Origin of the sequence: Methylobacterium sp. NPDC080182 (assembly GCF_050281105.1) — a bacterium.
GTDB lineage: Bacteria > Pseudomonadota > Alphaproteobacteria > Rhizobiales > Beijerinckiaceae > Methylobacterium.
The window spans coordinates 52,114-78,974 of sequence record NZ_JBNNWO010000009.1; the positions used below are offsets into that span (position 1 = coordinate 52,114).

At 70.0% G+C, this 26,861-nt stretch carries 20 protein-coding genes and 1 pseudogene; 14 read left to right on the forward strand and 7 right to left on the reverse strand.

The genetic code is table 11. The features are described 5' to 3' along the window. The first annotated feature begins 256 nt into the window (after window positions 1–256). On the forward strand, window positions 257–3,079 hold the full coding sequence (locus ACQKQD_RS16665) for a hypothetical protein (protein ID WP_427508918.1): 2,823 nt from the start codon (window positions 257–259) through the stop codon (window positions 3,077–3,079). A gap of 816 nt (window positions 3,080–3,895) precedes the next feature. Here the strand turns inward: ACQKQD_RS16665 and ACQKQD_RS16670 are convergent. Continuing rightward, window positions 3,896–4,114, reverse strand: coding sequence for a hypothetical protein (locus ACQKQD_RS16670; protein ID WP_020095876.1), 219 nt, complete (start codon window positions 4,112–4,114; stop codon window positions 3,896–3,898). Between the two features lie 331 nt (window positions 4,115–4,445). Between ACQKQD_RS16670 and ACQKQD_RS16675 the strand changes: the two genes are divergently transcribed. Beyond that, window positions 4,446–5,057 (forward strand): phosphatase PAP2 family protein, encoded by a 612-nt coding sequence (locus ACQKQD_RS16675; RefSeq protein WP_427508919.1) that lies wholly within the window; start codon window positions 4,446–4,448, stop codon window positions 5,055–5,057. Window positions 5,058–5,071: 14 nt separating this feature from the next. On the opposite strand, the gene ACQKQD_RS16680 is transcribed toward ACQKQD_RS16675, so the two are convergent. After that, window positions 5,072–5,233, reverse strand: coding sequence for a DUF1127 domain-containing protein (locus ACQKQD_RS16680; protein WP_427508920.1), 162 nt, complete (start codon window positions 5,231–5,233; stop codon window positions 5,072–5,074). Window positions 5,234–5,617: 384 nt separating this feature from the next. On the opposite strand from ACQKQD_RS16680, the gene ACQKQD_RS16685 reads away from it, so the two are divergent. From ACQKQD_RS16685 to ACQKQD_RS16705, 5 genes are read left to right on the forward strand one after another with little or no spacing between them, the layout of a single operon-like run. Continuing rightward, on the forward strand, window positions 5,618–6,115 hold the full coding sequence (locus tag ACQKQD_RS16685; RefSeq protein WP_020095879.1) for a MarR family winged helix-turn-helix transcriptional regulator: 498 nt from the start codon (window positions 5,618–5,620) through the stop codon (window positions 6,113–6,115). Then, window positions 6,112–8,154, forward strand: a complete 2,043-nt coding sequence (locus ACQKQD_RS16690) for an FUSC family protein (RefSeq protein ID WP_427508921.1) — start codon at window positions 6,112–6,114, stop codon at window positions 8,152–8,154. Before ACQKQD_RS16685 ends, ACQKQD_RS16690 begins: the two co-directional genes overlap by 4 nt. Further along, entirely contained in the window at window positions 8,151–8,360 is a 210-nt protein-coding gene (locus tag ACQKQD_RS16695; RefSeq protein ID WP_056524255.1) for a DUF1656 domain-containing protein, read from the forward strand. The genes ACQKQD_RS16690 and ACQKQD_RS16695 overlap by 4 nt, the downstream gene beginning before the upstream one ends. 57 nt (window positions 8,361–8,417) lie before the next feature. Then, window positions 8,418–9,365 carry an efflux RND transporter periplasmic adaptor subunit gene (locus ACQKQD_RS16700; RefSeq protein ID WP_427508922.1) on the forward strand — a complete coding sequence of 316 codons (948 nt, stop codon included), beginning with the start codon at window positions 8,418–8,420 and terminating at the stop codon, window positions 9,363–9,365. A 52-nt stretch (window positions 9,366–9,417) separates the two neighbouring features. Continuing rightward, the gene (locus ACQKQD_RS16705) at window positions 9,418–10,305 is read left to right on the forward strand and encodes a VOC family protein (protein ID WP_427508923.1); all 888 of its coding nucleotides are present in this window, start codon (window positions 9,418–9,420) and stop codon (window positions 10,303–10,305) included. 248 nt (window positions 10,306–10,553) lie between these two features. Here ACQKQD_RS16705 and ACQKQD_RS16710 read toward each other — a convergent pair whose 3' ends face one another. From ACQKQD_RS16710 to ACQKQD_RS16720, 3 genes are all read right to left on the reverse strand, one after another. Beyond that, window positions 10,554–11,003 (reverse strand): DUF6691 family protein, encoded by a 450-nt coding sequence (locus ACQKQD_RS16710; protein WP_427508924.1) that lies wholly within the window; start codon window positions 11,001–11,003, stop codon window positions 10,554–10,556. Between the two features lie 3 nt (window positions 11,004–11,006). After that, complete coding sequence (locus ACQKQD_RS16715; RefSeq protein WP_331298334.1) at window positions 11,007–11,432, reverse strand: YeeE/YedE family protein; 426 nt, start codon at window positions 11,430–11,432, stop codon at window positions 11,007–11,009. Window positions 11,433–11,747: 315 nt separating this feature from the next. Next, a complete protein-coding gene (locus ACQKQD_RS16720) occupies window positions 11,748–12,071 on the reverse strand; it encodes an ArsR/SmtB family transcription factor (RefSeq protein ID WP_020095886.1) in 324 nt (107 codons plus the stop codon). A gap of 598 nt (window positions 12,072–12,669) precedes the next feature. Here ACQKQD_RS16720 and ACQKQD_RS16725 point away from each other — a divergent pair. Next, complete coding sequence (locus tag ACQKQD_RS16725; RefSeq protein ID WP_427508925.1) at window positions 12,670–19,023, forward strand: autotransporter outer membrane beta-barrel domain-containing protein; 6,354 nt, start codon at window positions 12,670–12,672, stop codon at window positions 19,021–19,023. Between the two features lie 185 nt (window positions 19,024–19,208). On the opposite strand, the gene ACQKQD_RS16730 is transcribed toward ACQKQD_RS16725, so the two are convergent. Together ACQKQD_RS16730 and ACQKQD_RS16735 are read right to left on the reverse strand one after the other, a co-directional pair. Next, window positions 19,209–20,666: an FAD-dependent monooxygenase gene (locus tag ACQKQD_RS16730; RefSeq protein WP_427508926.1), complete on the reverse strand. Its 1,458-nt coding sequence runs from the start codon at window positions 20,664–20,666 to the stop codon at window positions 19,209–19,211. Between the two features lie 114 nt (window positions 20,667–20,780). After that, window positions 20,781–21,005, reverse strand: a complete 225-nt coding sequence (locus ACQKQD_RS16735) for a lipase family protein (RefSeq protein WP_427509013.1) — start codon at window positions 21,003–21,005, stop codon at window positions 20,781–20,783. 191 nt (window positions 21,006–21,196) lie between these two features. Between ACQKQD_RS16735 and ACQKQD_RS16740 the strand changes: the two genes are divergently transcribed. From ACQKQD_RS16740 to ACQKQD_RS16765, 6 genes and pseudogenes are all read left to right on the forward strand, one after another. After that, window positions 21,197–21,601 (forward strand): hypothetical protein, encoded by a 405-nt coding sequence (locus tag ACQKQD_RS16740; protein WP_427508927.1) that lies wholly within the window; start codon window positions 21,197–21,199, stop codon window positions 21,599–21,601. A 51-nt stretch (window positions 21,602–21,652) separates the two neighbouring features. Beyond that, window positions 21,653–21,800 (forward strand): annotated as a pseudogene (locus ACQKQD_RS16745) (IS3 family transposase); the annotation flags it as partial. Between the two features lie 458 nt (window positions 21,801–22,258). Continuing rightward, window positions 22,259–23,080 (forward strand): hypothetical protein, encoded by an 822-nt coding sequence (locus ACQKQD_RS16750; protein WP_427508928.1) that lies wholly within the window; start codon window positions 22,259–22,261, stop codon window positions 23,078–23,080. 301 nt (window positions 23,081–23,381) lie between these two features. Then, window positions 23,382–23,696 carry a hypothetical protein gene (locus ACQKQD_RS16755; RefSeq protein ID WP_020095892.1) on the forward strand — a complete coding sequence of 105 codons (315 nt, stop codon included), beginning with the start codon at window positions 23,382–23,384 and terminating at the stop codon, window positions 23,694–23,696. A 390-nt stretch (window positions 23,697–24,086) separates the two neighbouring features. Then, complete coding sequence (locus ACQKQD_RS16760) at window positions 24,087–25,736, forward strand: ABC transporter ATP-binding protein (RefSeq protein ID WP_427508929.1); 1,650 nt, start codon at window positions 24,087–24,089, stop codon at window positions 25,734–25,736. Window positions 25,737–26,307: 571 nt separating this feature from the next. Then, entirely contained in the window at window positions 26,308–26,817 is a 510-nt protein-coding gene (locus tag ACQKQD_RS16765) for an RNA polymerase sigma factor (protein ID WP_056524283.1), read from the forward strand. The last annotated feature ends 44 nt before the right edge of the window (window positions 26,818–26,861 follow it).

Below are 26,861 nucleotides of genomic sequence, written 5' to 3' on the forward strand. Positions count from 1 at the left end.
GCAATGCTGATTCGGGTAACCTGTTCTCCCGACCGTTGTTGTCGATATCGTTTATATAGCGGTTATTGATCCCGTAAAATTTTATTGTCACTTGTTTCGACATCGGGCGGGGAGATGTTCGAGAGGTCACCGATCAGGACGGCCGGGGCACGGTCGCTGTCGTGCCCCGGCGGCTGAACCGCACAGTCCGGCACGGTCCGGCACAGCGCGGGCGATAGCGGGCGATAGCGGGCGATAGCGGGCGATAGGAGGAGCGATGAGCGCCAGTGTCGCGGACATCCAGGCGGATGCCTCTCCCCACCATCTGCCCGCCCTGACAACGGGCCGGGACGCGTGGTTCCTCGACACCGAGCAGGCGCTCGCGGAGGAGATGGATCATTTCTGCGGGCCGCCGGAGCCCGGCGATCGCGCGCCCTGGCAGGCGCGGGCCGACCAGGCCCGGCTCGCCGCCCTGTGCCTGTCCGGCGGCGGGATCCGCAGCGCCACCTTCTGCCTCGGCGCCCTGCAGGCCCTGGCCAGCCGGCGGATGCTCGGCGAGTTCCACTACCTGTCGACGGTATCGGGGGGCGGTTTCGCCGGCGGCTGGCTGCAGACGTTCATCCGTCAGTGCGGCAGCATCGCCGAGGCCGAGCGCCAGCTCGGCGGCTCGGGCAACGAGATCTTCGCCAAGCTGCGGCGCTACACGAACTACCTGACCCCGGAGGTCGGGATCCTGTCGCGCGACACCTGGGCCGGCATCGTTCTCTACATCCGGAACACGATCCTCAACTGGTTGATCATCTTCCCGCTGCTGCTGTTCGTCCCCCTCGCGCTGCTCGCCTACCGGACGGCGCTCGAGGCTGCGAGCGGCAGCACGCTGTGGCTGCCCCTGGTGCTCGGCAGCGCGGCGCTGTTCGTCGCGACGTTCAGCGCCTGCACCCTCCTGCCGAGCCATCGGCCGCGGACGGGCGGCGTCACGGCGTACGCGTCCCCGGCGCGGATCGCGGCCTGCATCATCGCGCCGACCTGCGTCTGGGCCCTCGCGCTGCCGTTCACGCTCCGCGCGCTGTTCGAGCAGCCGCTGCCGGTCTCGGGCCTCTCCCTGTGCCGCCTGGGCCTCGCCTACTTCGCCGTGCAGGTCGCGGCTTATCTCAGCGGCCTGATCTGGCAGACCTCGAAGGGCCATCCGGGCCTCTGGCTGTACGAGCGGAATCTCGGTCCCTGGCTCGCCAGCAGCCTCGTCTCGGCCGGGCTGATCTGCGTCTGCGCCGACGCGTCCATCGGCTGGCTGGTCGGTGGCTCCGCTGCCGGCTTCGACGCCGCGAAGGCCGAGGTCTCTCAGATCCTGACGGTCGCGGCCCCGCCGGCGCTGATCGTCATCCACCTTCTCCAGAGCGTCATCTTCATCGGGTTCCGGAAGAGCGCCGAGTGCGCCGACCTCGACCGCGAGTGGGTCGCGCGGGTCGACGGCCAGCTCCTGCTGGCCGCGATGGGCTGGACAGGCCTGTGCCTGTGCTGCCTCGTCCTGTCCGCCGACGCCCTCGGCCGCCAGGACGCGCAGATCCCCGCCCTGTTCGGTGCGCTCGGCGCCCTCGCCACCGGCCCGGCCGCCGCCTTCCTGGGCAAGCAGGTCTTCGTCCGCGCGCAGTCCCTGGCCGCCAAGGGACGCATGGACGACCTCGTGATGATCGGCCTCAGCGCGATGGCGGCGGTCTTCGGGATCAGCCTGTTCGCCCTGATGGGCTGGTGCCTCGGCCGCTTCCTCGGCCAGGCGCACGATTGGTGGGGCGACTGCCTGCTGCCGCGCCGGGCGCTCGGCGGCGCGGACACCGGCGCGGATGCCGGCTCCGTCTGCGGCATCAACCCCTACGGCATGATCGTGATCCTGGACGTCGCGGTGGCGGCAATCCTGGCCGGGGCCGTCTGGCTGTTCGGCCGCGTCAACGTCAACCGCTTCTCCATGCACGGCGTCTACCGCAACCGCCTGACCCGGGGCTTCCTCGGCTCGGCGCGGACGCGGCGCGACGCCGATCCGTTCACGGACTTCGACGAGGAGGACAGCCCGCGCATCGCCGATCTCGGGACCGAGAAGCGGCTCCTGCCCGTCGTCAACATGACGCTCAACCTGACGGATCTCCTCCACACCGAGTGGGCGGAGCGGAAGGCCGCCTCGTTCACCGCGACACCCTTCGCCTGCGGCTCGGCGATCCTCGACCGCGCCGACAGGGCGCGCGACCGGCCAGGCACCGTCGGCCCGCGCGGGGCCTACATCCGCACGTCGCAATACGCCGGGATGGAGACCCCGGGCGACCGTGTCAGCGCGGGCCGAGGGCCGCTGCTGGGCGGTCTGCTGACGATCTCCGGGGCGGCGGTCAGCCCGAACTGGGGCTATCACTCGTCGCGCCTGATCGCGTTCCTGATGACCCTGTTCAACGTCCGGCTCGGCGCCTGGCTGCCCAACCCCGCGGTGGCGCGCCGGGACGACCTCAAGCTCGCCAAGCCGAGGAACTCCGTGCTCGCGCTCCTGAGCGAGCTCGGCGGCCGCAGCACCGATGTCCGGCAGGCGATCTACCTCTCGGATGGCGGCCATTTCGACAATCTCGGCGTCTACGAGATGCTGCGGCGGCGCTGCGCGCGGATCGTGGTGATCGACGCGGGCCAGGACGAACGCTGCACGTTCTTCGACCTCGGCAACGTGATCCGGAAGGCCGAGGTGGACGGGCTGGCGAAGGTCCAGATGGGCGAGATGCGCATTCTCCCCCGCGCGACGATCGAGCGCGAGGGCAAGCGTGCCGGTGCGCTGGGCTACGCGCGGGGTACGATCGCGTATCCGGGGGCCCGCGACGCGGCCTCGCTGATCTACATCAAGCCGAGCTTCCTCGACGACATCCCCGCCGAAGTCCGCGCCTACGGCGCCACCAGCCCGGCCTTCCCGCACGAGAGCACGGCCAACCAGTGGTTCTCGGAGAGCCAGTTCGAGAGCTATCGCGCCCTGGGCTACTACCAGGTCAGCAAGATGTTCGGCTCGCAGCTCACGACCTTGTCGGACTGGTCCGTGTATCTCGACAGCGAGATCGGGCGCCGGACCGCGGATTCCTAGCGCGGGCGACGCCGGACGCGCGCACCTCCCGATCACGGTCGCTCGGCCGAACGCTGCGGCCGCGCGGACGCGCAGGTCCGGGACGACCGGCGCCGGGGTGGGGTGTCCGTCGCGCCGGCCGCGCCCCGGCGCCGCGCCGTAGCAGAGCGGAAGATCAGTTCCTTCCGGGGCGGTCAAAGCGCAGGAAAACCGATGCCGGTCCGGCCGCGCTCAGGATCTCGGCACGTCGTTTAAGGCATCGCGGCTCGACCAGAGCGCCCCCTGTCCGCGGCATCCCGAGCGCCGCCCGGCCGGCGGGGCCGGGAAGTCCTTCGAACCCGCGCGCGGTCTGTGTCGAGCCGGCCACCGTCTGCCACGAGACCGAGCGGCCGAAGCTGATCGGGGCCGGGATTATTTCGTGCGCAAGCCAGATCGGTGAAGCGAGGGACGTGGAAACTCTATTGCGCGGCCCGATCAGGGCATCGATTGAGAAATCTACGTAAACTTGCGCGCTGCAGAGGCGCGGAATCGATCAAATGATGGATGCGTTAATTGAAAGTAGCTGCTAGGACACGTCGTGATGTCGTGCGGAGGAGCGGATGCGCTACCGGGCCGTAAGTGTCTTGGATGTGTCGGCGATGGCTTCGGAAGAGAACCCGACGGACGAGACCCTCATGCTCCGCGAGCACATCCGCCGTATCCTGCGCAAGCTCTCCCGCGCGCGGGCCGAGCTTCAGTACAGCTGAACGGCGCGGGGCATGCCGGCATCGGTGCGGAACGCCGCGCCCGCACCGTCGCGATGCGCGGCGTCGCGCGCCGGTCCGAGCCTCCGCGGTCTCACGAGGTGACGTCGGTGTCGTGGCGGCTCGGCGCGGGTTCGACGTCGCGACAGGACGGGGTGTAGGCGCACCAGCCGCACTGCCCGAGGTCGGCAGCCCGGGGCGCGTTCCACTGCGAGCACAGCGGGCAGACCTTCAGCACCAGCTTGGCGCCGTGCGCGAAGGCCAGACCGCGGCCGCGGAACGTGACTCTACCCTGGGGGAGATCAGTGGACATCGTCGCCCTGACTGTAACACAGGTTAGTCACTGGAACCTGTCCAATCTGTCCGATTCCGTCAACTCCGGGCCGGCCTGACGGGTATTCGGGGCCGAGCCGCATGTCCGATTCCGCCGGTCCTGACTGAGATCCTGGCTCAGATCCTGGCCGATCCTCTCCATCCGCCGGGCCCGAGTTCAGGCGATCACGGCCTCTCCCGTCCGGACCGTGAGTTCGCCGACGCGGCGCGCGTCCCTGATCGGGCGCGGGTGCGGTGGCGGGTGCCGTTCGCGGGGGCCTCGGCCCGCGGAGGCCGCATCGAACGAACGCCCGTCGGGCGCGTTTATGGCCATGCTTGCGCGATCCCCGAACAGCCCGTCCGACGTCAGAGCACGCGACACCGCCAACCGGTTCGAGGCGGCCGACGTCGCCCTCGGCGTCGGGCTGGCACGCGCGAAAGACCACCCCGTCGTTCGAACGGTGGGGACGGCGAGCGAGATCGGGAGCTGGCAGTCCCTGCTCTCGCTGTCTGCCGGCACCCTCGTCCTGGGGCTCATGGTGCGCGATCGCCGGATGGCAGAAGCGGGGCGGCACATGCTGCAAGCCGGTCTCCTGGCCGGTGTCGTCAAGACGAGCTTGAAGCGGGCGGTGCATCGGACGCGGCCGAACGTCCTGATGGATGAGGGGGTCTACGTGCGGGGATGGCCGGGAACGGGCATCGGTCCGTGGCAATCCTTCCCCTCGGGTCATTCCGCCCTGAGCACCGCCGTCGCGCGCGCCGCCGTGCGCGCCTATCCGGAGATCAGGGGACCGTCCTACGCCGCCGCGGCCGGCGTCGTCACCGCGCAGGTTCTCCGCGGGGCGCACTTCCCCGCCGACGTGCTGGCGGGTGCCGTCATCGGCATCGCCGCGGAGTTCGCCGTCGACCGCCTGACACGCGACCGGCGCAGGTCACAGCGCTGACGGCGCCGGGATCCTCAGGCCGCGCCTCTCCGCCCGGACCGCGCCGAGGCGATGCGCTTCACGTCACAGCCGACGAGATCGAGATCCGCGAGGTCGCGCTCGCTGAACGACGCGAGTTCGCTCCGCGCGCGACGGCAGTCGAGCCATCGCCTGATGAGGGAGAACGGAGCCGTCATCTGATCCTCCTGGCCTGCGGAGACTGACATGCCCTGTGCGCCGCTCCGCGACCGTGACGAAGGTCACGGTCGCTCGGGCGCCTGGCCCGCCGCATGGGCGGGACGGTGGGAGCCCCCCGGCCGCACACGCCGCGTTGCCGGGGCGTCCCAGGCGGAGACGGCGCCGGCGTCGGCTCATCGGCCGCGAGGGGCGCATCGCCGAGGCCGGCGTCGCGTTCCTCGCGGACCGGGCGCCCCGCCTCGAAGATCCGCGGGATGGACCACCGCGCGTTGTGGCCCGCCGGCGCGCGCCCTTGAACGGCGCCGCGCCAATCGATAGGTTACTATCAATATCGGTGCGGGGCCGCCCGATGCGCGTCACCACGATCCGCCGGGAGGCTTGAGATGGCAGCCAAGACCCTGCGGCAGCTCCGTCTGGCCTACACCCACACGCTGCTGCTCTCCGGACGGCAGTGGCGGCGCCTGGCCAACGCGGCGACCGAGGCCCACGGCATCTCGGAGGCCAAGGCCCTGCCGCTGGTGCTGATCGCCCGCATGGGCGGCGAGCCGCGCCAGACCACCCTGGCGGACGCGATCGGCATCGAGGGGCCGTCGCTGGTGCGGCTCCTGGATCAACTGGAGAAGGCGGACCTCGTCGCGCGCCGGGAGGACCCCACCGACCGCCGCGCGAAGGTGCTGACCCTGACGCCCGCGGGACAGGCGGTCGTCGCGCGGATCGAGGCGGATCTCGAGCGCCTCAGGGAGACGGTGTTCGCGACCGTGAGCGCCGCGGACCTGGAGGCCGGCCTGCGGGTGTTCCAGGCCCTGCAGGATCATCTCCGCGGCGAGGCCGGGCTCGACGGGGCGGAGGCCGGGGCGCGTCGCGGCGAGGCCGCGGAATGACGCTCCCCGGCTGGCGCGACTGGGCCTTCGCGCTCAAGACCTTCGGTGCGGGCATGCTGGCCCTGTTCCTGGCGTTCTGGATCGATCTGCCGAACCCCTACTGGGCGCTCGGCACCGTCTACATCACCAGCCAGGTGCTGGCCGGCGCCACCCGCTCCAAGGCGCTCTACCGGGTGCTCGGCACCCTGCTCGGGGCCGTGGTCACGGTCGCCCTCGTGCCGAACCTCGTGAACGCGCCGGAACTCCTGACGCTCGCCATCGCGACCTGGGTCGCGACGTGCCTGTACTTCTCCCTCCTCGACCGGACCCCGCGCAGCTACCTGATGATGCTCGGCGGCTACACGGCGGCGCTGATCGGCTTCCCGGCCGTGGGCGATCCCGGGACGATGTTCGATGTCGCGGTGGCCCGGGCCGAGGAGATCACCCTCGGCATCCTCTGCGCCAGCCTCGTGAACACGATCGTGCTGCCGCAATCGGTGGCGCCGGTGATCTCCGGCCGGCTCGACCTCTGGCTGCGCGACGCGCGGGGCTGGGTCATCGACGTCCTCGGCCGCACCCGCGAGACGACGGACACGCAGGCCACCCGGCTGAAGCTGGCCTCGGACGCGGTCGCGTTCGATGCCCTGGCGACGCCGCTGCGCTACGACATGACCGGCGCGGAACGCTCGGCGGATGCCATGGCGACCCTGCGCCAGCACATGCTGATGTTCCTGCCCATCGCCTCGGCGGTCTCGGACCGCATCGAGACGCTGGAGCGGGCGAGCGCGCTGCCGCAGCGCTTGCGCACCCTCCTCGACGCCATGGCCGCCTGGCTCGCCTCCGGAACCACCGAACAGGCCGAGGCCGACCGCCTGAAGGCCGAGGCGGACGCCCTCGAACCCGGGCTCGGGGAGCGGCCGTCCTGGGACGCCCTCGTGCTGGCGAGCCTCCTGGCGCGCCTGCGCGACTTCATCGACCTGCGCCAGGACGCCCGGATCCTGCAGCGGCACATCGCGGACGGCACGCCGGTCACCGAGGACCTGACCTTCCGGTACACCGCGGCGGCGCGCACGATCCGCCACCGCGACCACGGCATGGCGCTGCTGTCGGCCCTGGGCGTGTTCCTGACCATCCTGGTCACCTGCGCGATCTGGATCGCGACCGGATGGCCGCACGGCTCGGCCGCCCCGATGATGGCCGCGGTCGGCTGCTGCTTCTTCGCCGCCCAGGACGATCCCGCCCCGTTCATCGTCAGCTTCGCCAACTCGGCCATCGTCGGCGCCCTGGGGGCGGGCGCCTACCTGTTCGCGGTCCTGCCGCTGGCCACCACCTTCGAGATGCTGGCCCTGGCGCTGTCCCCGGCCCTCCTGGCCTGCGGGGTGTTCATGGCCCAGCCGAGGACCGCGCCCCTGGCGATGGGCGCGGCGGTCAACGGCTCGGCCATGATCGCCCTCCAGGGCAGCTACACGGGGGACTTCGCGGCCTTCACCAACGCCTCCGTCGCGGTCATCGTCGGCATGTGGGTCGCGGCCATCGTCACGCGCCTCGTCCGCTCGGTCGGCGCCGGCTGGTCGGCGCGGCGCCTGCGGGCCGTCAACCGCCGCAGCCTCGCCCGCGCCGCCGGGCGCCAGGGCGCGCAGAACGGTCTCGAACTCGCCGCGCTGATGCTCGATCGGGTCGGCCTGATCGCGCCGCGGCTGGCCGCCCTGCCGTCCGACGACGCGGAATGGACCGCCGACCTCCTCGCCGAGGTCCGGGTCGGCATCAACGTCGTGGAACTGCGGCGCGACCGGCGGCAGCTCTCGGAGCCGGCCCGGGCGGCGGTCGAGGCACTCCTCGTCGCGCTGTCGCGGCACTTCGCGGCCGAGCCGGGAAAGCCCGCCCCCGGCCTGCTCGAGGCCGTCGACGGGGCCCTCGACGCCGTCTCCCGCGACGCGCGGCGGGCGGCCGGCCGGGCCGCGCTGATGGGTCTCGTCGGCGTCCGGCGCGGCCTGTTCCCGGACGCGCCGCCCTACCGGTCGACGCTGCCCACCACCACGCATCCGGAGCTCGCGGCATGACGGGTGAACTCGACCTGTACGGTGTGTTCGTGCCGAGCCTCGCGGCCTGGATGCTGATCGCCTTCGCCCTGAGCCTGCTCCTGCGGCGGGTGCTGGCCCGAACCGGGTTCTACCGCATGGTCTGGCACCGGCCCCTGTTCGACCTCGCCCTCTACGTCGTGCTCCTCGGCCTCGTCGTCTCGGTCGCGGTCCCTCTCACCTCCTGACCGGCGGGCTCGTCCGGCCGCCCGGTCTCGCCCTGCCCACACCTTCCGGATCCCTCCATGCCCCGGCTTCTCGCCCTCTCGTTCCGCCTCCTCGTCACCCTCGGGACGGTCGCCGCCGCGATCGTCGTCGGGCTGGCGCTGTGGGACTACTACATGGAGGCGCCGTGGACCCGCGACGGGCGCGTGCGCGCCGACGTGGTGCAGGTGGCCCCCGACGTCTCCGGCCTCGTCACCGAGGTGCTGGTGGCGGACAACCAGGTGGTGAAGCGGGGCGACGTGCTGTTCCGCATCGATCCCGAGCGCTTCGATCTCGCCCTGCGCCAGGCGGAGGCGGTGGTCGAGGGCAAGCAGGCGACCGCCGAGCGGGCCGCCGCCGACTACGTCCGCTATCAGAAGCTCAGCGACGCCGCCGCGTCCCAGCAGAGGGTCGAGGCCGCCCGGGCGACCGACCTGGAGGCCAGGGCGGCGTACGGGCAGGCGGTGGCCGACCGTGACCTCGCCAAGCTCAACCTCGAACGCTCCGCGGTGAAGGCCGCGGTCAACGGGCGCATCACCAACATGGAGCTGCGTCCCGGCACCTACGTGTCCACCGGGCGGGGCGTGATGGCGCTCATCGACAGCGACACGCTGCGCGTCGAGGGCTATTTCGAGGAGACGAAACTCCCGCGCATCCATGTCGGCGACAAGGCCAGCGTCCGCCTGATGGGCGAGACGTCGACGCTGAACGGCCGCGTGGAGAGCTTCGCGGGCGGCATCGAGGACCGCGAGCGCACGGCGGGCTCGAACCTGCTGGCCAGCGTCAACCCGACCTTCGCCTGGGTCCGGCTGGCCCAGCGCATCCCGGTGCGGATCAAGCTGGACGACGTTCCCGACGAGACCCGCCTGGTCGCGGGCCGCACGGCGACGGTCGCGGTCGCGTCCGAGGGCGGGACCCCGCATTTCAGCCTGTTCGGATCCTGGCGCGGGGCGCCGGAGCCCGCCCCCCGGGAGACGAGAAGCCGCTGAGGACCGGCCGGCGATCCCACCTGCCGGACGGACAGAGATCGGGAGACGAACCATGGCGACACCCGCTTCGAGCCGGCCCCAGGCCGGGCCGGACCGCGTCCTGGCCGAGGCGCCGTACCGGATCGGCGCGGTGACCCTGGCCGTGCGCGACCTCGACGCGCTCACGCGGTTCTACCGGGACATCATCGGGCTCGGCATCCTCTCGGAGACCGAGAGTGCCGTGCAGCTCGGGACGGGCGACGCGACGCGCCTCGTCCTGCGCCGTGACCCGAACGCGCGGTCACGGGACCCGCGCGAGGCCGGCCTGTTCCACACGGCGTTCCTGCTGCCCGACCGGAGTGACCTCGGTGCCTGGCTCCTGCACGCGGAGAGGCACGGCATCGCGCTCACGGGCGCCGCCGACCACCTCGTGAGCGAGGCCGTCTACCTCGACGATCCGGAAGGCAACGGCATCGAGATCTACGTCGATCGCCCGGCATCGGCGTGGCCGCGTGCGTCGGACGGTTCGGTCGTGATGCGCAACGAACGGCTCGATCAGGCGGGGATCGTCGGTGCCGCGACACGTCCCTGGTCGGCGATGCCGGCCGCCGCCTGCGTCGGGCACGTCCATCTCCAGGTGGGCGACCTCGGAGCGGCAGAGCGCTTCTACGCGAACCTGCTCGGCTTCGACGTGATGTGCCGCTATCCGGGGGCCCTGTTCCTCGGCTCCGGCGGCTACCACCATCAGCTGGCCGGCAACGTCTGGAACAGCCGCGGTGCGGCCGTCAGATCCGAGGGGCGGACGGGCCTCGCCGAGGTGCTGCTGCTGGTCGATCGACCGACCCTGGCATCGACGGGAGACCGTCTGCGCGAGGCCGACGCGCCCCTCGGCGCGGACGACGGCGCGCTCGTTGTCCGCGATCCCTGGGGCATGGCTCTGCGGCTCCAGCCCACCGACTGACAGCGTCGCCGACGCTCCGTCGTGCCCGATGCGCGGAGCGCGAGACCCGAAGGCTGGAGCCGCATCGCCGTCGCGGCCGCCACCACCAGAGCGATGCCGGATTCCGGACCCGAGCCGTGCCCGCCGCGCCCGCAGAGCGTCGCCTTGGGGCTGTCGGACCGCGAGCGCACGGCGACGCCGGCACGCGGACGACATGGCGGGAGCGTCCGATCCCGACGCAGCGAACCCGCTTGCCCGAGCGGTGCGCTTCAGGCGCCGGCTCCCGGCACGGCCTTCGGCTTCGGACGCACCGGCGGCACGAGGCGGAACAGCAGCATGCCGGCGACCATCGCCGCCACGAAGGTCAGGGCCTCGGCCGGGGCCACCGTCAGGATGGTGAGGGCGGGGCCGGGGCAGAGGCCGACCAGGCCCCAGCCGAGGCCGAAGATCGCGGCCCCGGCGATGAGACGCAGGTCGAGGTCGCGCCGGGTCGGGACATCGAACCTGGGCGCGAGCACCGGCCGGCCGCGCCGCAGCGCCAGGCGGTCACCGGCGGCCGAGACCGCGACGGCACCCGCCATGACGAGGGCGAGGCTCGGGTCCCAGCGGCCCGTCACGTCGAGGAAGGCGCGCACCTTGGCCGGGTCGGCCATGCCCGAGACGAGGAGGCCGAGGCCGAACAGGAGGCCGACGGCGAGGGCGGAGACGGTCTTGGCCATGGCTCAGGCTCCGACGAGACGCCGCGCGACGAGGACGGTGAGGATCGCGACGGTCATGAACGTGCCGGTGGCGGCCAGCGAGCGGGGCGAGCCGCGGCCTATGCCGCAGACGCCGTGGCCGCTGGTGCAGCCGGATCCGAGGCGCGCGCCGAAGCCGACCAGCAGGCCCGCGACGACGAGGAGCGGGAACGACGCCCCGATCGTCACCGGCGGCAGGTCGCCCCCGAGACCCCTGTAAGCGACCGGCGCCAGGACGAGGCCCGCCACGAAGGCGGCCCGCCAAGCGGTCCCGCGCGCGGGCGGGACCAGGAGCCTGCCGAGGATGCCGCTGATGCCGGCGACGCGCCCGGTGAGGAGGAGGAGGAGCGACGCGGATGCGCCGATCATCGCTCCGCCGAGAAGGGCGCTGACTGCGGTGAAGTCATCCATCTCGATCTGCCCACAGCTCCGGTCCAGGCGAGGCCCGGCTCGGCGGCGGAGAACGCTGTCCCGCGCGATAACATTAGACGGCTCTTATTTAGTGCACCCTAATGTTCTGCGGCAAGCGCTGCGAGCGCCGGAGCGACGCGCTGGCCGGCTTCCCGGAGCGCGCGGGCTTCCTCCGCGATCGCCGCGCGCGACGGGCTGCGGGCTCGCTCTCGCCATCGCCGCGATGGCGTCACGCCACAGCGGGCCGAGCCTGCGGCTGCGCAACCGGCCGGACCGTTCGGGACTCGCGGTGGAGATCCTGCGTGGCTGACGCGGTCAGGCGAGTTCCGGGCAGAAGATGTCCTTGAGGGTCGCCAGCACGCGGGCGACCCGGGGATCCTCCAGGCGGTAGTGAAGCGTCTGGCTCTCGCGCCGGTATGCGACCAGCCCGTCCTCCCGCAGCTTGGCGAGGTGCTGCGACAGGGCAGACTGGCTGAGTCCGACCGCCTCGGCGAGGCTCGTCACGTCCATCTCGCCGCGGGCGACCAGCAGGCACAGAATGAGCAGGCGCTTCTCGTTGGCGAGGAGACGGAGCAGACGGGCCGCGTCGCCGGCCCTGTCCTGAAGGCGCAGCAGTTCGTTCGGCGTGACGACGTCCATCGGTCCGGATCCGGGCGCTCTCAGGGTCTCTTATTTAGCGGATCCTAATATATCGCGGGCGTCGCCATTTGCCACGCCGGCGCGCGCCTTGCCTCACCGAGCAGCTCGGCGAGCCTGTCCGGTTCCGACGGCCGGCTACGGCGACGAGACCCGGCAGGACGGTCGTCGAGGGACAGCCGTCATTCCTGTTCCGTCTCCGGCCTGTGGCGGTGTGAAACGCGTCCCCCGACGGGGTGGGAAACGCCGACCGTCTGAAATCCACCGCACCTACATTGCTGCACCCGAGACGCGTTCAATTCGCTCCAGGCGCGGCCTCGAATATCTGAGGGCATTTAAACATGGACTCAGATACTAAAAATTGTGAATTCGCCAAGAAATATGGGTTCGGTCGCTGTTTGAAATATCGATCTCAGTCCGCACAATTGCTCCAGAATTGGGAAAAATAGGACCATCATCGGCCCGAAAAACCGGTCTAAACGTTTTGTTAACCATGTGAGAGGAATGCATTCAAAACTTCGTGTGGACGATCGCTGGGTGCCCTGAGCCGCGAGGGCCCGGATTTTTTCTCGAGACAGCGGCGCAGAGAGACGCGTTCCTGATGGGTCACCGGCCAGGTCAACTCTGTGTCCCACGCCGCGACCGGCAGATCCGCGATGGCGGACGGCTCGTCGTCGCGGCCAGCACCGGCCTGGTCCTGGTCCTCGACCTGCCGGCGCGCGCCCTGGAGCGACCTCGGCCCGAGGTGGTGACCGCCACCAGCGGCCGCGATGGTAGAGCCAACGTCATCGCGTCGAATGTCGTCGCGACGCCCGGTGCCGACGGCCCTGACCTGTCCTTGATCGATGTCGATGCCGCGGCCGCCGGCAACGACCTCGCCGCGACGATCCGGACCGGTTCGGTGGGGGGAGCGGGCGGGCGCGGCGACGCGATCCCGGGGCTGGCATCCGTCCCGGGCGCGAGCGGTGGGCGCGGCGGTGCCGTCGCGGTGACGCTCGGAGAGGATGTGAGCGGAGAGGGGGATCAGGTCGGCTACACGACGCGCGCCCGCGTCTCCCAGCTCCAGTTCCGGCCGATCCCGCGGTTCTGGGTCTTCTCCCGGGGTGGGAACGGCGGCGACGCCCAGAAGGATGTCGGCGCCGGCGGCGATGCCGGGCCGGCGACCCTGACCCTGTCGTCCCGCGTCGCGACCGAGGGGCAGGCCTTCCTGGGGGTCCGGGTCAGTGCGGTCGGCGGCGATGCCGGCCGCGGGGGCACCGACGCCGACCAGACCGCCTCCAGACGGGGCGGCGCCGGCGGCGCGGCCGCGCTCACGGTGACACGCTCCGGGCAGGTGACGACCGACGGTGTCGGGGCGACCGCGGTGATCGTCGAGTCCATCGGCGGCGCGGGCTCGATCCGCGGGTCCGGGACCTTCTACAGCAACCCCTTCGTGACGCCGGGCGGCGCGGGCGGCACCGCGCGCCTCGACATGGCCGGGACCATCCGGACCTCTGGCGACTCTGCCCTCGGCGGCCTCGTTCAGAGCATCGGCGGCAACGGCGGGATACAGCCCGATGCCGGCGGCCGGCCCGGTGGCCGGGGCGGCGATGGCGGGACCGTGACGGTGACCCAGAGCGGCACGATCGTCACGGCGGGCGACTACGCCCTCGGCCTCGTCGCGCAATCGGTCGGCGGGCCGGGCGGCAAGGGCGGCGGCGGCGTGTTCGGCGGCGGCGGCGGGGGCGATGCCGCCCCGGGCGGATCGGTGACCCTGACCAACAGCGGGACGGTGACGACGTCCGGCGCCGGGGCGACCGGCCTCGTGGCGCAGAGCATCGGCGGCGGCAGCGCCCTCTCGGCCCTGCCGCTCGCGGCGCTCGACGTGGCGCCCGGGAGCGGCGGCGGTGCCGGAGGCATCTCGCTCTGGTTCGGCCGCGGCGGGGCCGGCGGGACCGGGGGCGCGGGCGGGACCGCGGAGATCGTCAACGCGGGTGGCCGGATCACGACCGAGGGCGACTCGGCCTTCGGGGCGTTGGTGCAGAGCATCGGTGGCAGCGGCGGCAGCGGTGGCGGCGCCTTCCCGGCCGGGGCCTTCTTCGCGGTCGGCCTGGGCGGCAGCGGCGGCGGCGGCGGTGATGGCGGTCTCGCGCGCTTCACCGGCCGGGCCGGCGCGATCGAGACCGGCGGGGCGGGATCGACGGCCGTGCTGGTGCAGAGTATCGGCGGCGGCGGCGGCGCCGGCGGCGACGTCAGGAGCATCGCGGTGGGCGCGGCGCTCTCCGCCTCGTGGGCGATCGGCGGATCCGGCGGCAAGGGGGGCAACGGCGGCGAGGCCCGCATCGAGAGCAGCAGCACCATGACCACCGCCGGTCTCGGGGCGGACGGCCTGGCCGTCCTCAGCATCGGCGGCGGCGGCGGTGTCGGCGGCCTGGCCAGCGCGACGGCGATCACGACGCCCCTGGCCACGCCGAGCGGGCAGTCGCTGCCGACCTTCGCCTTCTCCACCGCGATCGGCGGCTCGGGGGGCGACGGCGGCAACGGCGGCCCGGCGGGCGTGATCAATGCCGGCCGGGTCACCACCTACGGCGACGCGGCCGCGGGGCTGCTGGTCCTCAGCGTCGGCGGCGGCGGCGGGATCGGCGGCGATGCCGCCGCCTACGCGCTGGCGGTCGCTCCGCCGGGCCAGATGGCCGTGTCCGCCACCTCCACGCTGGGTGGGACGGGCGGCGGCGGCGGCAATGGCGGCACCGTCACCGCCGCGAATAGCGGCGCGGTGCGCACGTCCGGGGACGGCGCGATCGGCATCCAGGCCCAGAGCATCGGCGGGGGCGGCGGCAATGGCGGGGGCGCGACCGCGACGAGCAACAGCCTGAGCCTCAAGCAGAATGTCACGGTGGCGCGGAGCGTCGGCGGCACCGCGGGCGTCGCCGGGATCGGCGGCGCGGTCACGGTCACGCAGTCCGGCAGCGTCACCACCGGGGGAGCCGGCGCGGTCGGCATCCTCGCGCAGAGCATCGGCGGGGGCGGCGGCAACGGCGGCAACGCCGCGAGCCTCGCGGCCCCCGGCTTCTCCTTCGACAAGACCCTGAACGGCCTCGTCGGAAAGCTTCCGATCGCCGATACCCTCTCGGTGACGGAGACGATCGGCGGCGGGACGGGCAAGGGCAATGTCGGCGGCGCGGTCACGGTGACGAACCGGGGCGCGATCACGACCGGGGGGTCGAACGCCCACGGCATCGAGGCGCAGAGCATCGGCGGGGGCGGCGGCAACGGCGGCACCGTGTCCGGATCGGCCGTCGGCAAGCTCACCGTCGGCCTGACGCTCGGCGGCCAGGGCGGCAGCGGCGGCAGCGGCGGGGACGTGACCGTCACCAATGCCGCTGGCGGCCTGATCGCGACCAGCGGCGACGGCTCGCACGGGATCGTGGCGCAGAGCATCGGCGGCGGCGGCGGCATGGGCGGCAGCGTCGCGGCGCGTGACGTTTCCGACCCCGACACCGTCGGAACGATCTGGGCGCAGATCAAGAAGACGATCGGTGTCGCCGCCTACCAGGAGTGGGCGAAGGACAAGGAGAACAAGGACGATCTCGATCGATTCCTGAAGGACATCAAGTCCAGCGACACGTACAAGGGCCTGGCGGATCAGCTCAAGAACTCGGATTTCGGCAAGGCGCTCAAGTCCTACAGCGGCAGCGTCTCGAGCTATCTGGACGCGCAGAAGAAGGGCGCCACCAAGCTGCCCGACGTGGCGTTCATCCTGTCGCTCGGCGGGAGCGGCGCGCAGGGCGGGAACGGCGGTCGCGTCTCGGTCGAGAACGGCGGCACCGTCCGGACGATGGGGATCGGCGCGCACGGCATCCTGGCGCAGAGCATCGGCGGCGGCGGCGGCCAGGGCGGCCTCGCCTACGCGGAGGCGACCAACAGGACGACCGTGACGGCGACGCTCGGCGGCACGGGCGGCAGCGGCAACATCGGCGGCACGGCCAAGATCGTGAACACCGGTTCCGTCACCACCGCGGACGATGCCGCCTACGGCCTCTACGCGCAGAGCATCGGCGGCGGCGGCGGCAACGGCGTCGGCGCCACGGTCGCCGGCAGCCAAGCGAACAAGGGCCTGACGCTCAACCTGACCGTCGGCGGATCGGGAGGGACCGGCGCCCGGGGCGGATCTGTCCGGGTCGATAACCGCGGCTCGGTGACCACAGCCGGGGCCGAGGCGCATGCCGTCGTCGCCCAGAGCATCGGCGGCGGTGGCGGAAGCTTCTCGGCGCCCTCCGCCGAGGCCGACACTCCCGCCGCTGCCACCCCCGCCGCTGCGGCGGAGGGGACGAAATCATCCGAGGAGCCGGGCCCGAGCCAGGTTCAGAGCGAGACCAAGAGCGAGACGAAGGGCGGGACGAAGAGCGACGCCCAGGCGCTGGCGGACGCCCTGCTCGCCGCGCTCGACATCGAGCGGATCGCCCCACCGGAGGATCCGGCCGGCGTCTCCGAGAGATCCGGCAGCCTGACGCTCGGCGGCTCCGGGCGCGTGGCGGGCGATGGTGGCGGCGTGACGATCGTGCAATCCGGCACGGTCGCCACGACGGGCTTCGGGGCGGTGGGCATCCTGGCGCAGAGCATCGGCGGCGGCGGCGGTCTCGCCTCGGTGGCGGCCGGCCCGGGCGGCCACCGCTACACGTTCGGGATCGGCGGCGCGGGCGGCGCCTCGGGGAGCGGCGGCCCGGTCGGGGTGAGCCTGACCGCGGGCGCGCAGGTCTCCACCGTCGGCGACGCGGCGCCGGCGCTGCTGCTGCAGTCGATCGGCGGCGGCGGTGGCTACGGCGGCGCGCACCAGGCGATGGGATACGCGGTGCCCTACGCCCTGCGCGACGGGTCCGGCGGCAACGGTGGGACGATCCGGGTGACGCTGGAGGAGGGCAGCGCGATCCGCACGTCGGGCGCCCAGTCCCACGGCCTCCTCGCCCAGAGCCTCGGAGGCGGCGGCGGCCTGCTCCTGGACCTCACCGGCCCGGCCGCCGGGGCGTCGGGTCAGAGCCGTCTGAACGCGACCGGCAAGGGCGGCGACATCTCCGTCGCGTCGTCCGGATCGATCATCGCGTCGGGCCGCCACGCGAACGCGATCTTCGTCCAGTCCGGCGTCCAACGCACCGACGGGAGCCTCGAGCCCGACCCGGAGCGGGGCGGCAGGATCAACCTCCAGGTGAACGGCCTCGTCACGGGCGGCAGCGGCACCGGGGCGGCGATCCGCATCGACGGCGGGCGCTCCACTACGATCGTGATCGGCGGGCGCGCCGTGGTCAGCGCGGCTTCGGGCCGGGCCATCGTCGGCGCGTTCTCCGCCGGCGAGATCAACAATTACGGCACCGTGATCGGCGACGTGGACCTGGCCGCCGGCCAGGCGGGGGGCGTCACCTTCAACAACGGCGGTTTCCAGAACACGAGTGGGACCTCGGCGATCCTGCGCACCGGACCCGAAGGCGTCATCGCCCTGGGGCCGAACGGCCGCCTGCACAACAGCGCCACCCTCGACATCGGCGGCGTCGGCAAGGTCGCCCGAGCAACGGTGACCGGCAATTTCGAGCAGAGCGCGTACGGGCGGATGCTCGTCGACGTGGCGCCCCTGGCGCCGGAGGGGGCCCTGCGCGCCGATCTCCTCACCGTCACCGGCACCGCATCGCTGAAGGGCCTCGTCGAGCCGCATCTGATCGACGGGCTGCTGCCCGGCCGGTACGCCTTCCTCCGGGCCGGTCAGGTCGTGGAGAGCGGCGCCATGGCTGTCGGCGGCAGCCTCCATTCCGGCGCGGTTCCGATCTCCTGGTCGATCGTCGCGTCGGGCGACACCCTCTCCCTGGTCCCGAGAGCCCGGTTCACGGAGCCGACGGGCGTCACGCTCACGCCGGACCAGCGCAGCGTCGCACAGGGTCTGCAGGACGCCTGGGACGGCAATACCAGGCAGCTCGGAACGCTCTACGGGCGCTTCCTCTCGGTCGACAGCCAGAAGGCCTACGCCGCCGCCCTCGACGAGTTGAAGCCCGAGTCCAACCAGGACAGCCTGACCGACCGGACGCTCGACACCCGCAAAGGTCTTCAGCGGGCCATGAGCTGTCCGGCCTTCAGCGGCACCGGCACGCTCCTGCGTGAGGGCGAGTGTGTCTGGGGACGGATCACGAGCGCCCACACGACCCTTTCCGCGACCGCGGAGGACGGCGGCTATCGCCAGACCGCCCTCAGCTACCAGACCGGCCTCCAGACCGAGTTCGCCCCTGACTGGTTCTTCGGTCTGACCGGCGCCTACACCCGCGCCATCCAGAGCGATCCCGACCGGATCACCGGGACGACCAGCGATGCCGGCGATGTCTCGGCGGCGCTCAAGCACCAGATCGGCCCCTGGCTGCTCGCGGCATCGGCCAATCTCGGATATTCCTGGGCCGAGAACAGGCGCCTGATCGACTTCGGCGGCGCCACGGCCACGGCGCGCAGCAAGTCCGGGATCCTCTCGGCGGGCGGGCGGCTGCGGGCAAGCTACCAAGTCCTGTTCGGCGATTGGTATCTCAAGCCCTACGCGGATCTGGATCTGCTCTACAGCTACAGTCCCGCCTATTCAGAGACCGGGGCCCCCGGCTTCAACCTCGACATGCGACCGGTCGCCAAGACGCTGGTGGCGTTCAGCCCGATGCTGGAGATCGGCGGCCGGATCGACCTCGATGCGGGGCGCTGGATCCGGCCTTACGGTATCCTCGGCGTGACGCTCCTCTCGGACGACCATTTCACCGGTCGGGCGAGCTTCCAGGGGACCGGCGCTCTCGGCCTGTTCGCTACGGAATCGTCGATCCCCGATCGCCTCGGCGAGATGGGGCTGGGCTTTCAGATCAGCCTCGGTGGCGGCATCGAGGTGACCGGCGAGTATCAGGGTCAAGTCGGCGATCACTTCCTCTCGCATGCGGGGACTGCTCGGATGCAGCTGCGCTTCTGAGCGCGACGTGGACCATTTCCGGGACGTCGCGTGGGCGGAGGTGACGAAGCGGGCGTGACGGACAGGCCGGTGTGACCTGACCGACTGGCTCTGGACCGGGCTGATTGAGAGGATCGGCCAGGACCGAAGGAGTCGGGCATGCGGCGAGGTCAGAAGACGAGCGCGGAGCAGGTGGTGCTCGGACCTTACGCGAGGGCTCGCAGATACTGCTCGGCGGTCTCCCACGCGCCGTCCCTCGCAGCCAGACCGATATAGCCGTCGGGTCGGACAACGATGAGGTCGGAACCGCTCGGCAGCGACCGACGGGTCGGTTCGAGCAGGCCGGGGAAGCGCTCGATCAGTTCAGCCCCACGCGTCGCGTCCGCCGCATAGAGGACGAAGCGCGGCTCGCTGCCGGCGCCCGGGGGCGGTCCCGCGTAGGCAGCAGGCTCCCAACGCGCGCCGGCGCCGTGTCCGAGGGAGAGCGGGCTGTCGGCATAGGCGATCTCGATCTCGCTCAGCTGCGTCGCCATCCGGTCGCGGACGACATGGAGGCCGAGCAGGAAGCGCAGCGCGAGGTTGCGCGCCGTCTGCGCCGCCGGGTTCGACAGCGTCGCCATGTCGGTCAGCCGGGTCGCGTTGCGCAGGACCAGCTCCCCGACCGCGCTGCGCTCTGGGCTGTAGCTGTCGAGCAGGGACGCGCTCGCTTGACCGCGCACCACCATCGCCAGCTTCCAGGCGAGGTTCACCGCGTCCTGCATACCGGTGTTCATCCCCTGTCCGCCTGCGGGACTGTGGATGTGCGCCGCATCGCCGGCGAGAAAGGCGCGCCCGCGCCGGTAATCCGCGACCTTGCGCTCGTTGATGCGGAAGTGCGTCAACCAGACCGGGTCAGACACGCGGAAGCCGCCGCCGGCGCGCTGATCGACGAGGGCTTGCACGTCGTCGAGGGTGGGCTCCGGCCGCGGGTGCGCCGCATCCGCCTTGCCCACCGTCGCGATGACGCGCGCCCGACCGCCCGGGATCGGGAAGACGACGAAGGGGCCGTCACGGTGCAGGTAGGTCGCGATCTCGTCCGCCGGCGGTGCGGCGGGCCCCTCGAGGCGCACGTCGGCGAGCAGCCAGTCGTCCCCCTGCGCCGAGCCGGAGAACGGGATGCCGAGTTTGTGCCGGACCGTGCTGTGAGCACCGTCGCAGCCGATCAGCCACGGCGTCCTCACCGTCTCCTCGCGTCCGTCGGCGTGTCGCACGTGCGCGTCGATGCCGTCGGCCGTCTCGGCGAAGTCGACCAGCTCGACCTGACGCTCGATCTCGACGCCGAAGGCGCCCAGGTGCGCGGTGAGCAGGCGCTCCGTCTCGCATTGTGGGATCATCAAGGCGAAGTTGTACGCGCTCGCCACGCCTTCCAGGCGCGGGCTGCCGAGCACCTTGCCGCCGCTGCGGATCGAGGCACCGGGAGCGCGCAGTCCCGCATCCAGGAAGGCTCGCGTGCAACCCATGCGATCCATGAGTTCGAGGGTGCGCGACCAGACCACGAGGGCCTTCGAGGTCTCCGTGGCGTGCGGGGCGCGGTCGATCAGGCGCACTCCGACGCCGTACCGGGCCAGCTCCGCCGCCATGGTCAGACCGACCGGCCCCGCGCCGACGATGAGAATGTCCGTCATGGACCCGCCTCCCGCGCCACGTGGCTCGCTCGGTCGCATATCCTGAGGCGGTATAACCTCAGTCTCGAATTCGCCCAGCGGAGAGACCCGACCCTAAAGGGCGCCGTCCGGCGGTCAAGGCTCACCGCACTCGCTCGGTGCCCGCACGCCGGCGGAGCGATCACCGATCCGGTCGAGGGCCGCCGGCGCAGCGTCCTTGGCCATCGACAGATGTCCCACGCCAGGCACGCGGTCGAACGCGACCCGGCTGCCGGCTCGGCACAGCCGCGCGCGATGGTCCTCGGTCACCCGCGGCGGCACGCGGTTGTCCGTGCTGCCCTGCGCCAGGAAGATCGGGATGCGCGGCGGAGCAAAATCAGGAGCCGCGTGAGAGCTGGAGAGCCGCGCCTTCGTGCGGCCTGAGCGGCATCCGGCCTGTGCTGCACGTCACCGCAATCTCTGGAAGATCGCCTACAATCCTACACAGTTCGGCGGGCCGATGTAAACGCGGATCTGCTAGACGCCACCGTGCATGCAGAAGGTGTGGGATAGTGAAGACGTTGCTCGCAGCCGCCATACTTCTCGGATCGACGGTCGGCGCGATGGCGGTCGAGTCGTACGGGGATTACCGTGACTATTTCGATGCGAAGCCCGTGACCGCGAAGCGCGCGCCGCGCAGCGCTTCCCAGAAGAAGGCTCCCATCGACATCACCACGGACTTGAGCGCGGTGCGACGCCGCGCCGATGGCGACCGCCGTGAGATGTACCGCTACGACACTGGGTCGAGGCTGATCGCTGACATGAGGCCTCGCAACTGGGACGGCGGCCATGTTCCCGTGCAGCCGCACAGTTGGTCGCCGGATGGCTTCTGGAGCCCGATGGTACAGTCACACGAGGGGCGCGAGCGGCCCGACCAGTCATTCGAGGGGCGGGGACGGCCCGAGCGATTCCGGTGATGCTGCGTCCTGTAGGGCGCGATGGACGCTGCGGCGTGAGATCTTGAGCCCTCGTTCGAGTCGGTCGAGTACGCCACCCTCGAATGGGTCGACTGGTTCAACCACCGGCGGCCGCTCGAACCGATCGGCACGCTGCCTTCCGCCGAGACGGAAACCCGCCGCTTCTGCCGAAGCCGAGGTCCGAGCCTTGGCCGCCTGACCCGAACCGGACAGGCTCCGGGAAAGCCGCCGCGGTTCACTGCGGGTGACGGCGCAGGCCCGCAAAACCATAGACCTCGATGAGCTTGTCAGCGGACTAGCTCATCGCCGTGGCGTGACGACGCCTGTTGCGCGGCGTACAGAAACACAGGCGCTTGCGCTGCGCGGACTCGGGTTTGTCCGACGGGTCTGCGACGGTTGCCGAAGTCAGAGCGGGAACGCTGGTGGCTCGCAGCAACGAACAAACCTAACTTTTGACTACCATACAGGGCCGATTTCCTGCTGAACCATAGCTGGTGACATCGCTTATTCGCGGACGTGCGACGAGGTCGTCGGATGAAATCCTTATCCCGTCTCTTTGTGGCCGCATCACTGGTCGGATTTTACAGCATTGGGTGCGCGCGAGGGCATGCTCCGGGACTGGGTGACGCACGTGGGGCCATCGTGCGTCCCGCGGCCATGAAGCTGTTTGACGCCGAGCCCGTCTTTCCTCGGGTCCCGGCGATCATGCCAAGTCCGTGGATGCCCCTCGAGGTTGGGCGGGCCATGGGGGCGATCTGCAAGCCCCACGACGCGGGCGGAGGGACCTCGTTCCTCGCGCTTCATTTCGACGATCACTGCTTCGGCCCGGCTCCTGAGCATGTGGCACACGCTGTCTTGGCCCTCCCTGTCCGAGCGTTCGACCTCGAACGTGACACGCGCCGTGAGGATCTGCGCAAAGCTTTTTACCTGGCGGCTCCCGGCTTCGGGCGCCGTCCTGACTTCACGCTGGGGGCCGGCGCGTTCATGGTCCGCAGCTTCGAGGGAGCGGACCCCCGAGACACCGTGTACCTGATCTGGCCCGTACGATGCGATCAGGGTGAGGCGGGGTTGGATTGCCACAACGGCATGGGTCGGAAGGCTTTTCGGTTCGCTGCCGACGGCGCCTTGCGGGATGTCAGTGCGGACGTGCTGCCGACGGATCCGGTCCTGAGCTCCGACGACCGCGTGCGTCAGACGAAGTACGGCGGCAGCGTCCTGTTTCTGCTCGACGACAAGCTGCCTTATGCGCCCACCATGCGCTGGATCATGGAATTCGATCCTGACTCGCCACCACTCGAGAAGGACGATCCGAAGGCCGCGGGCCCTTGGGCCCACTTCGGTTTCGTCCACTGGACCGGTTCTCGTTTCGAGCTCGTCGATCGAATTGCCCGATCGCAATGGCCGTGTCGGAAGCTCAATGACGCCCCGGCCTGCTCGACGTATCCCGACGGCTTCGAGGATCCCTTTGTCATCCCGTGAGCGGAACTCTCGAAGTGGAGGGTGGGGCGGTGCCATCGCCGGAGCATTTGCTGCTCAGGATCGACGGTCCGCCTCTCGATCCAGGTGACGCTCGTCCTCTGTTCGCTCTCTCAGGGAGACGGTGATCGTCCCGACACTTTTGAATAGGGGCGCATCGTGGCTCTGTCGGGCGACCGTTGGCACGCGACAGAGGAGGTCGAACAGGCAGCGATGGAAGGACATCGGCGAAGGCGCACGCCCGCATGGCGTGCTCAATGTGGCCGGTTGCACCATCGACGCGGCCAACACCGGAGACACACCGTTGACCAGCCGTCCCAAGATCAGCTCCGTTCCGATCGTCCCCAGTGAGGTCGAAGGTACTCTCGAAGCTCCCGTCATCTACTTCGAAGCCACATCGACGCATGGCGTCGGAGGAGGCGTCGGTCGCCTCGCTCTCGAGATGATGCTCTCCGAGCCCAGCGCGGACGGCACGCCGATCAGTCGGCGAAAGATAGTCGTACACCTGCGCGGCCCGTTGGGCGCGTTCATAAGTCTGAAAGCCGCGATTGAACACATCGAGGAAATGGCCGCCGGCCCGCTCACGGCCGACATCGCGGAAGATGGGAAACCCAATTGAATCGCGTGCAGATCTGCGTCAAGCGGTGCTCTCGTACTCAGGTCCTATTGGTTCATTCCGGTTTTCCGTAAAATAGAACTTGTATTGATGCTTGGATCGGAGCAGGTCGAATTTCCGGATTGCGTGAGGGATAATCGATTGGCATGGTAGTATGTGATGTATCCCGCGCTGGACATGCAGCGTGTTGATATCGGGTATTCGTTCGTCATCCGGTCATAGGGCAGAACAGGGCAAATATTCGGGATAGTTGGCTTCTTGCCCGTCCTCTCCCGGACGGCGGATGCATCGCGGCGGACAGGTCCAGTCGCGGATTGCCGCGAAAAATCTTGCATTCCTCAAGCTTGCGAGGGATTCGAAGATCGCCCTCAGGATTTTCCCTGGCAATTTCGAATGATATCGATTCTGAACGCGTTGCTGCGAGCCTACTGGCGTGACGCCCGCCTGACGACCATCGCGGTGATCTCGGCCAGTTTGCTCGGTGCATTGGCCTCGATCTCGGCTCCGTACCTTTTCTCACGCGCCGTCGACGATCTGGCCCGCGGACAAGTGCGGTCCGACGCGCTCCCGCTCCTCATGTCCTACGCGTTCCTGTTCGGATGCGCGAAAGCTCTGGGCATTGGATCACGGTTCCTGATCGTGCTTTGCGCGGAGCGTCTATCGTTCATTGCAAATACGGCCTTCTTTGCGCGCCTCCTACACAAGACGCCAGCCTTCTTCCTGGAGCACAACGCCGCGGAGATCGGGACTGCCCGTCAGCAGGGAACCCAGACGCTGAACCTCATCACCCAGCTCGGGCTCGGAGGCTTGCTCCCTGGATGCGTCCAGATCGCCTTCAGCGTCCTAGTCCTCGGCAACCTCGTCAGCTGGGACATAGCCCTGATCATATTCATCTACGGCGTGGTCGTGATCGCGCTCGACTACACGCGTATCGGCAAAGTCAAACCCGCTCTCAATGAGGCGATGAATCAAAGTCAGGCCAATGCGCGCCTGGTCGGCAACGCCATCGCCGTCATCGACACCCTGCGCCAGACACGCGGCGAACGATGGATCACCGAGCGCTTTACTGCCAGCGCGGGTGATGCCTTCGCGAATTTGCGGCGCTACGCGCTGGTGAGCAGCGCCTTCTGTGGGCTTCTGGGCATCGCTGCAGCCTTGCAGTTGACCGTCACGTTCCTGATCCTCGTTCCCCGGTTCGAGGGCGGCCTGATCTCGATTGGCGGCATCGTGCTCTTCAACACGTTGCTGATCCAGTTGAATGAGCCGTTCCACATGGTCGGCATGGCCATCAAGGAGTCGGTCGAAGCAGCGGCCCGCTTCCGGCCCTTAGCGATGATGTGGAGAGCACCGGAAGAGCTCGAGCCCGACGATCCGCTGCCCTACCGGCCGTCCCTCGGCATCGTCGCTTTCGAGAACGTCAGCTTTCGCTACGCCAATGGTCGTGGCGTTGCCGACCTCTCCTTCGTCGCTCGCCGCGGCACGCCGACCTTCCTTACGGGTGAGACCGGTGCAGGCAAATCAACCGTCGTTCGCCTGCTGTTGAAGGGGTTGCATCCGAGCGGCGGCCACATCTTCGCCGACGGAACCGACCTGACTCGCATCGCGAGCGATGATTGGTTCAACCATGTCGGCGTCGTGCCGCAAGAAGTGACACTGCTCAACGATACGCTGTCGGCCAACATCGTGCTGGGCCGTCCGTTCGACGCGGAGCGCCTCCGCCGGGCCTCCGCGCAGGCCTCCATCCTCACGCGCATCGAGGCCATGCCGGAAGGGTTTGAGACCGTCGTGGGCGAACGGGGCCTCAAGCTGTCGGGCGGTGAACGGCAACGCATCGCCATCGCGCGGGCGCTCTACGGCGAACCGGCGATTCTCGTTCTGGACGAAGCCAGTTCGGCCCTCGACGACGAGACCGAGCGGCACATCATGGACGGCTTACGTGACCTTGTTGACGGGTTGACCATCATCGCGGTCACGCACCGCACCTCCATGATACGGCCAGGAGATCAGAACGTCCGCCTGTCGGCTTCCCCACCACGGGCGTAGCCGTCTGAGATGGACCGACAGCCGAAGGGCGGCTCCGGGTGGAATGCCGCCATTTTTGCTGTGGGACGGCAGATGTAGCGAAGCGGATAAATATCCGCACGGACCAAGTCCGACCCTTTTCAGGCCCTCGCAGCGCCAGAGTGCAGGCCGCGTTGCGGGGCGAAGGTGCGTGGCCGGAACGGGCGGCTCCGCGATCGGCTGGGTTCGAGCACCATGTCGAGGACGTGGGCGTTCGACGTCTGACGGAAGGCCGCCCCGGGACGCTGAGCGCGTCTCGACCACGAACGGCGCGAAGCCGGGTCCCAGAACGCCACCGGCATGCCCCGATCCATGCCGCAGATTTGCAACAGAACATGGAAAACAGCCGTTCTACTAGAACTATTCCAGTTCAAGGCCCTGCATTCGCATCGCTGTTTCGCTGCGGCCGAACAAGCGTTTGGCTGAGAGCAGGTGCATCAGTTTAGATCGGCTAAAAGCGTTCAGAACGCTTGCATCTATCCTCGGCGTGACAGTCTAATCGGTCGGCGCCGCGCGCTCGTGTGCGTCGGCGAGGCACCTGAGGATTGGAGTTATGGCGGCGGTATCATTGGATGCCCTACATCGCAGTGAGAACCTGAACCTCCAGCGGTTCCTTCTTCGCAAACTCGGGAACCCTGCCGACGCAGCCGACGCCGCGCAGGAGACGTATCTTCGCCTCGTCAAAGCACTCACGACTACCGACTTGGAGCATCCGCGCCTCTTCCTGTTCCACCTCGCGCGCAACGTCGCCGCCAATCTCGGCAAGCGCCGCCGGTTCGAAGCGCGCCTCTTCCGATCCATGACCGATCTCGAACTGTCGAGCGTCGTGGACGGGCACGCCCAGACCGAGACGCAGGTGATCGCCCGCGAGCAGCTGCGCCTCGTCGCGGCAACGATCGACGGGCTGCCGCCGCGCTGCCGGGAGGCGTTCCTGCTCAGCACCGTCGAGGGCCTCTCGAACGGGGAGGTCGCCGTCCGTCTCGGCGTCAGCCGCAACATGGTCGAGAAGCACCTCATCAAGGCGCTGCTGCACATTCGTCGCGCGTGTCACGAGTTTTTCTGATCGGGCACGTCAGGAGTTCGCGGCCTCGATGGTCTTCATAGGTC

Coding starts and splice junctions, on each gene's coding strand:
- ACQKQD_RS16720 (WP_020095886.1), bottom strand. CDS start 12,071: ATGGACGTCGTCACGCCGAACGAACTGCTGCGCCTTCAGGACAGGGCC.
- ACQKQD_RS16685 (WP_020095879.1), top strand. CDS start 5,618: ATGGCAGCCAAGACCCTGCGGCAGCTCCGTCTGGCCTACACCCACACG.
- ACQKQD_RS16690 (WP_427508921.1), top strand. CDS start 6,112: ATGACGCTCCCCGGCTGGCGCGACTGGGCCTTCGCGCTCAAGACCTTC.
- ACQKQD_RS16700 (WP_427508922.1), top strand. CDS start 8,418: ATGCCCCGGCTTCTCGCCCTCTCGTTCCGCCTCCTCGTCACCCTCGGG.
- ACQKQD_RS16765 (WP_056524283.1), top strand. CDS start 26,308: ATGGCGGCGGTATCATTGGATGCCCTACATCGCAGTGAGAACCTGAAC.
- ACQKQD_RS16750 (WP_427508928.1), top strand. CDS start 22,259: ATGAAGCTGTTTGACGCCGAGCCCGTCTTTCCTCGGGTCCCGGCGATC.
- ACQKQD_RS16675 (WP_427508919.1), top strand. CDS start 4,446: ATGCTTGCGCGATCCCCGAACAGCCCGTCCGACGTCAGAGCACGCGAC.
- ACQKQD_RS16710 (WP_427508924.1), bottom strand. CDS start 11,003: ATGGCCAAGACCGTCTCCGCCCTCGCCGTCGGCCTCCTGTTCGGCCTC.
- ACQKQD_RS16760 (WP_427508929.1), top strand. CDS start 24,087: ATGATATCGATTCTGAACGCGTTGCTGCGAGCCTACTGGCGTGACGCC.
- ACQKQD_RS16730 (WP_427508926.1), bottom strand. CDS start 20,666: ATGACGGACATTCTCATCGTCGGCGCGGGGCCGGTCGGTCTGACCATG.
- ACQKQD_RS16705 (WP_427508923.1), top strand. CDS start 9,418: ATGGCGACACCCGCTTCGAGCCGGCCCCAGGCCGGGCCGGACCGCGTC.
- ACQKQD_RS16670 (WP_020095876.1), bottom strand. CDS start 4,114: ATGTCCACTGATCTCCCCCAGGGTAGAGTCACGTTCCGCGGCCGCGGT.
- ACQKQD_RS16725 (WP_427508925.1), top strand. CDS start 12,670: ATGGGTCACCGGCCAGGTCAACTCTGTGTCCCACGCCGCGACCGGCAG.
- ACQKQD_RS16665 (WP_427508918.1), top strand. CDS start 257: ATGAGCGCCAGTGTCGCGGACATCCAGGCGGATGCCTCTCCCCACCAT.
- ACQKQD_RS16680 (WP_427508920.1), bottom strand. CDS start 5,233: ATGACGGCTCCGTTCTCCCTCATCAGGCGATGGCTCGACTGCCGTCGC.
- ACQKQD_RS16715 (WP_331298334.1), bottom strand. CDS start 11,432: ATGGATGACTTCACCGCAGTCAGCGCCCTTCTCGGCGGAGCGATGATC.
- ACQKQD_RS16695 (WP_056524255.1), top strand. CDS start 8,151: ATGACGGGTGAACTCGACCTGTACGGTGTGTTCGTGCCGAGCCTCGCG.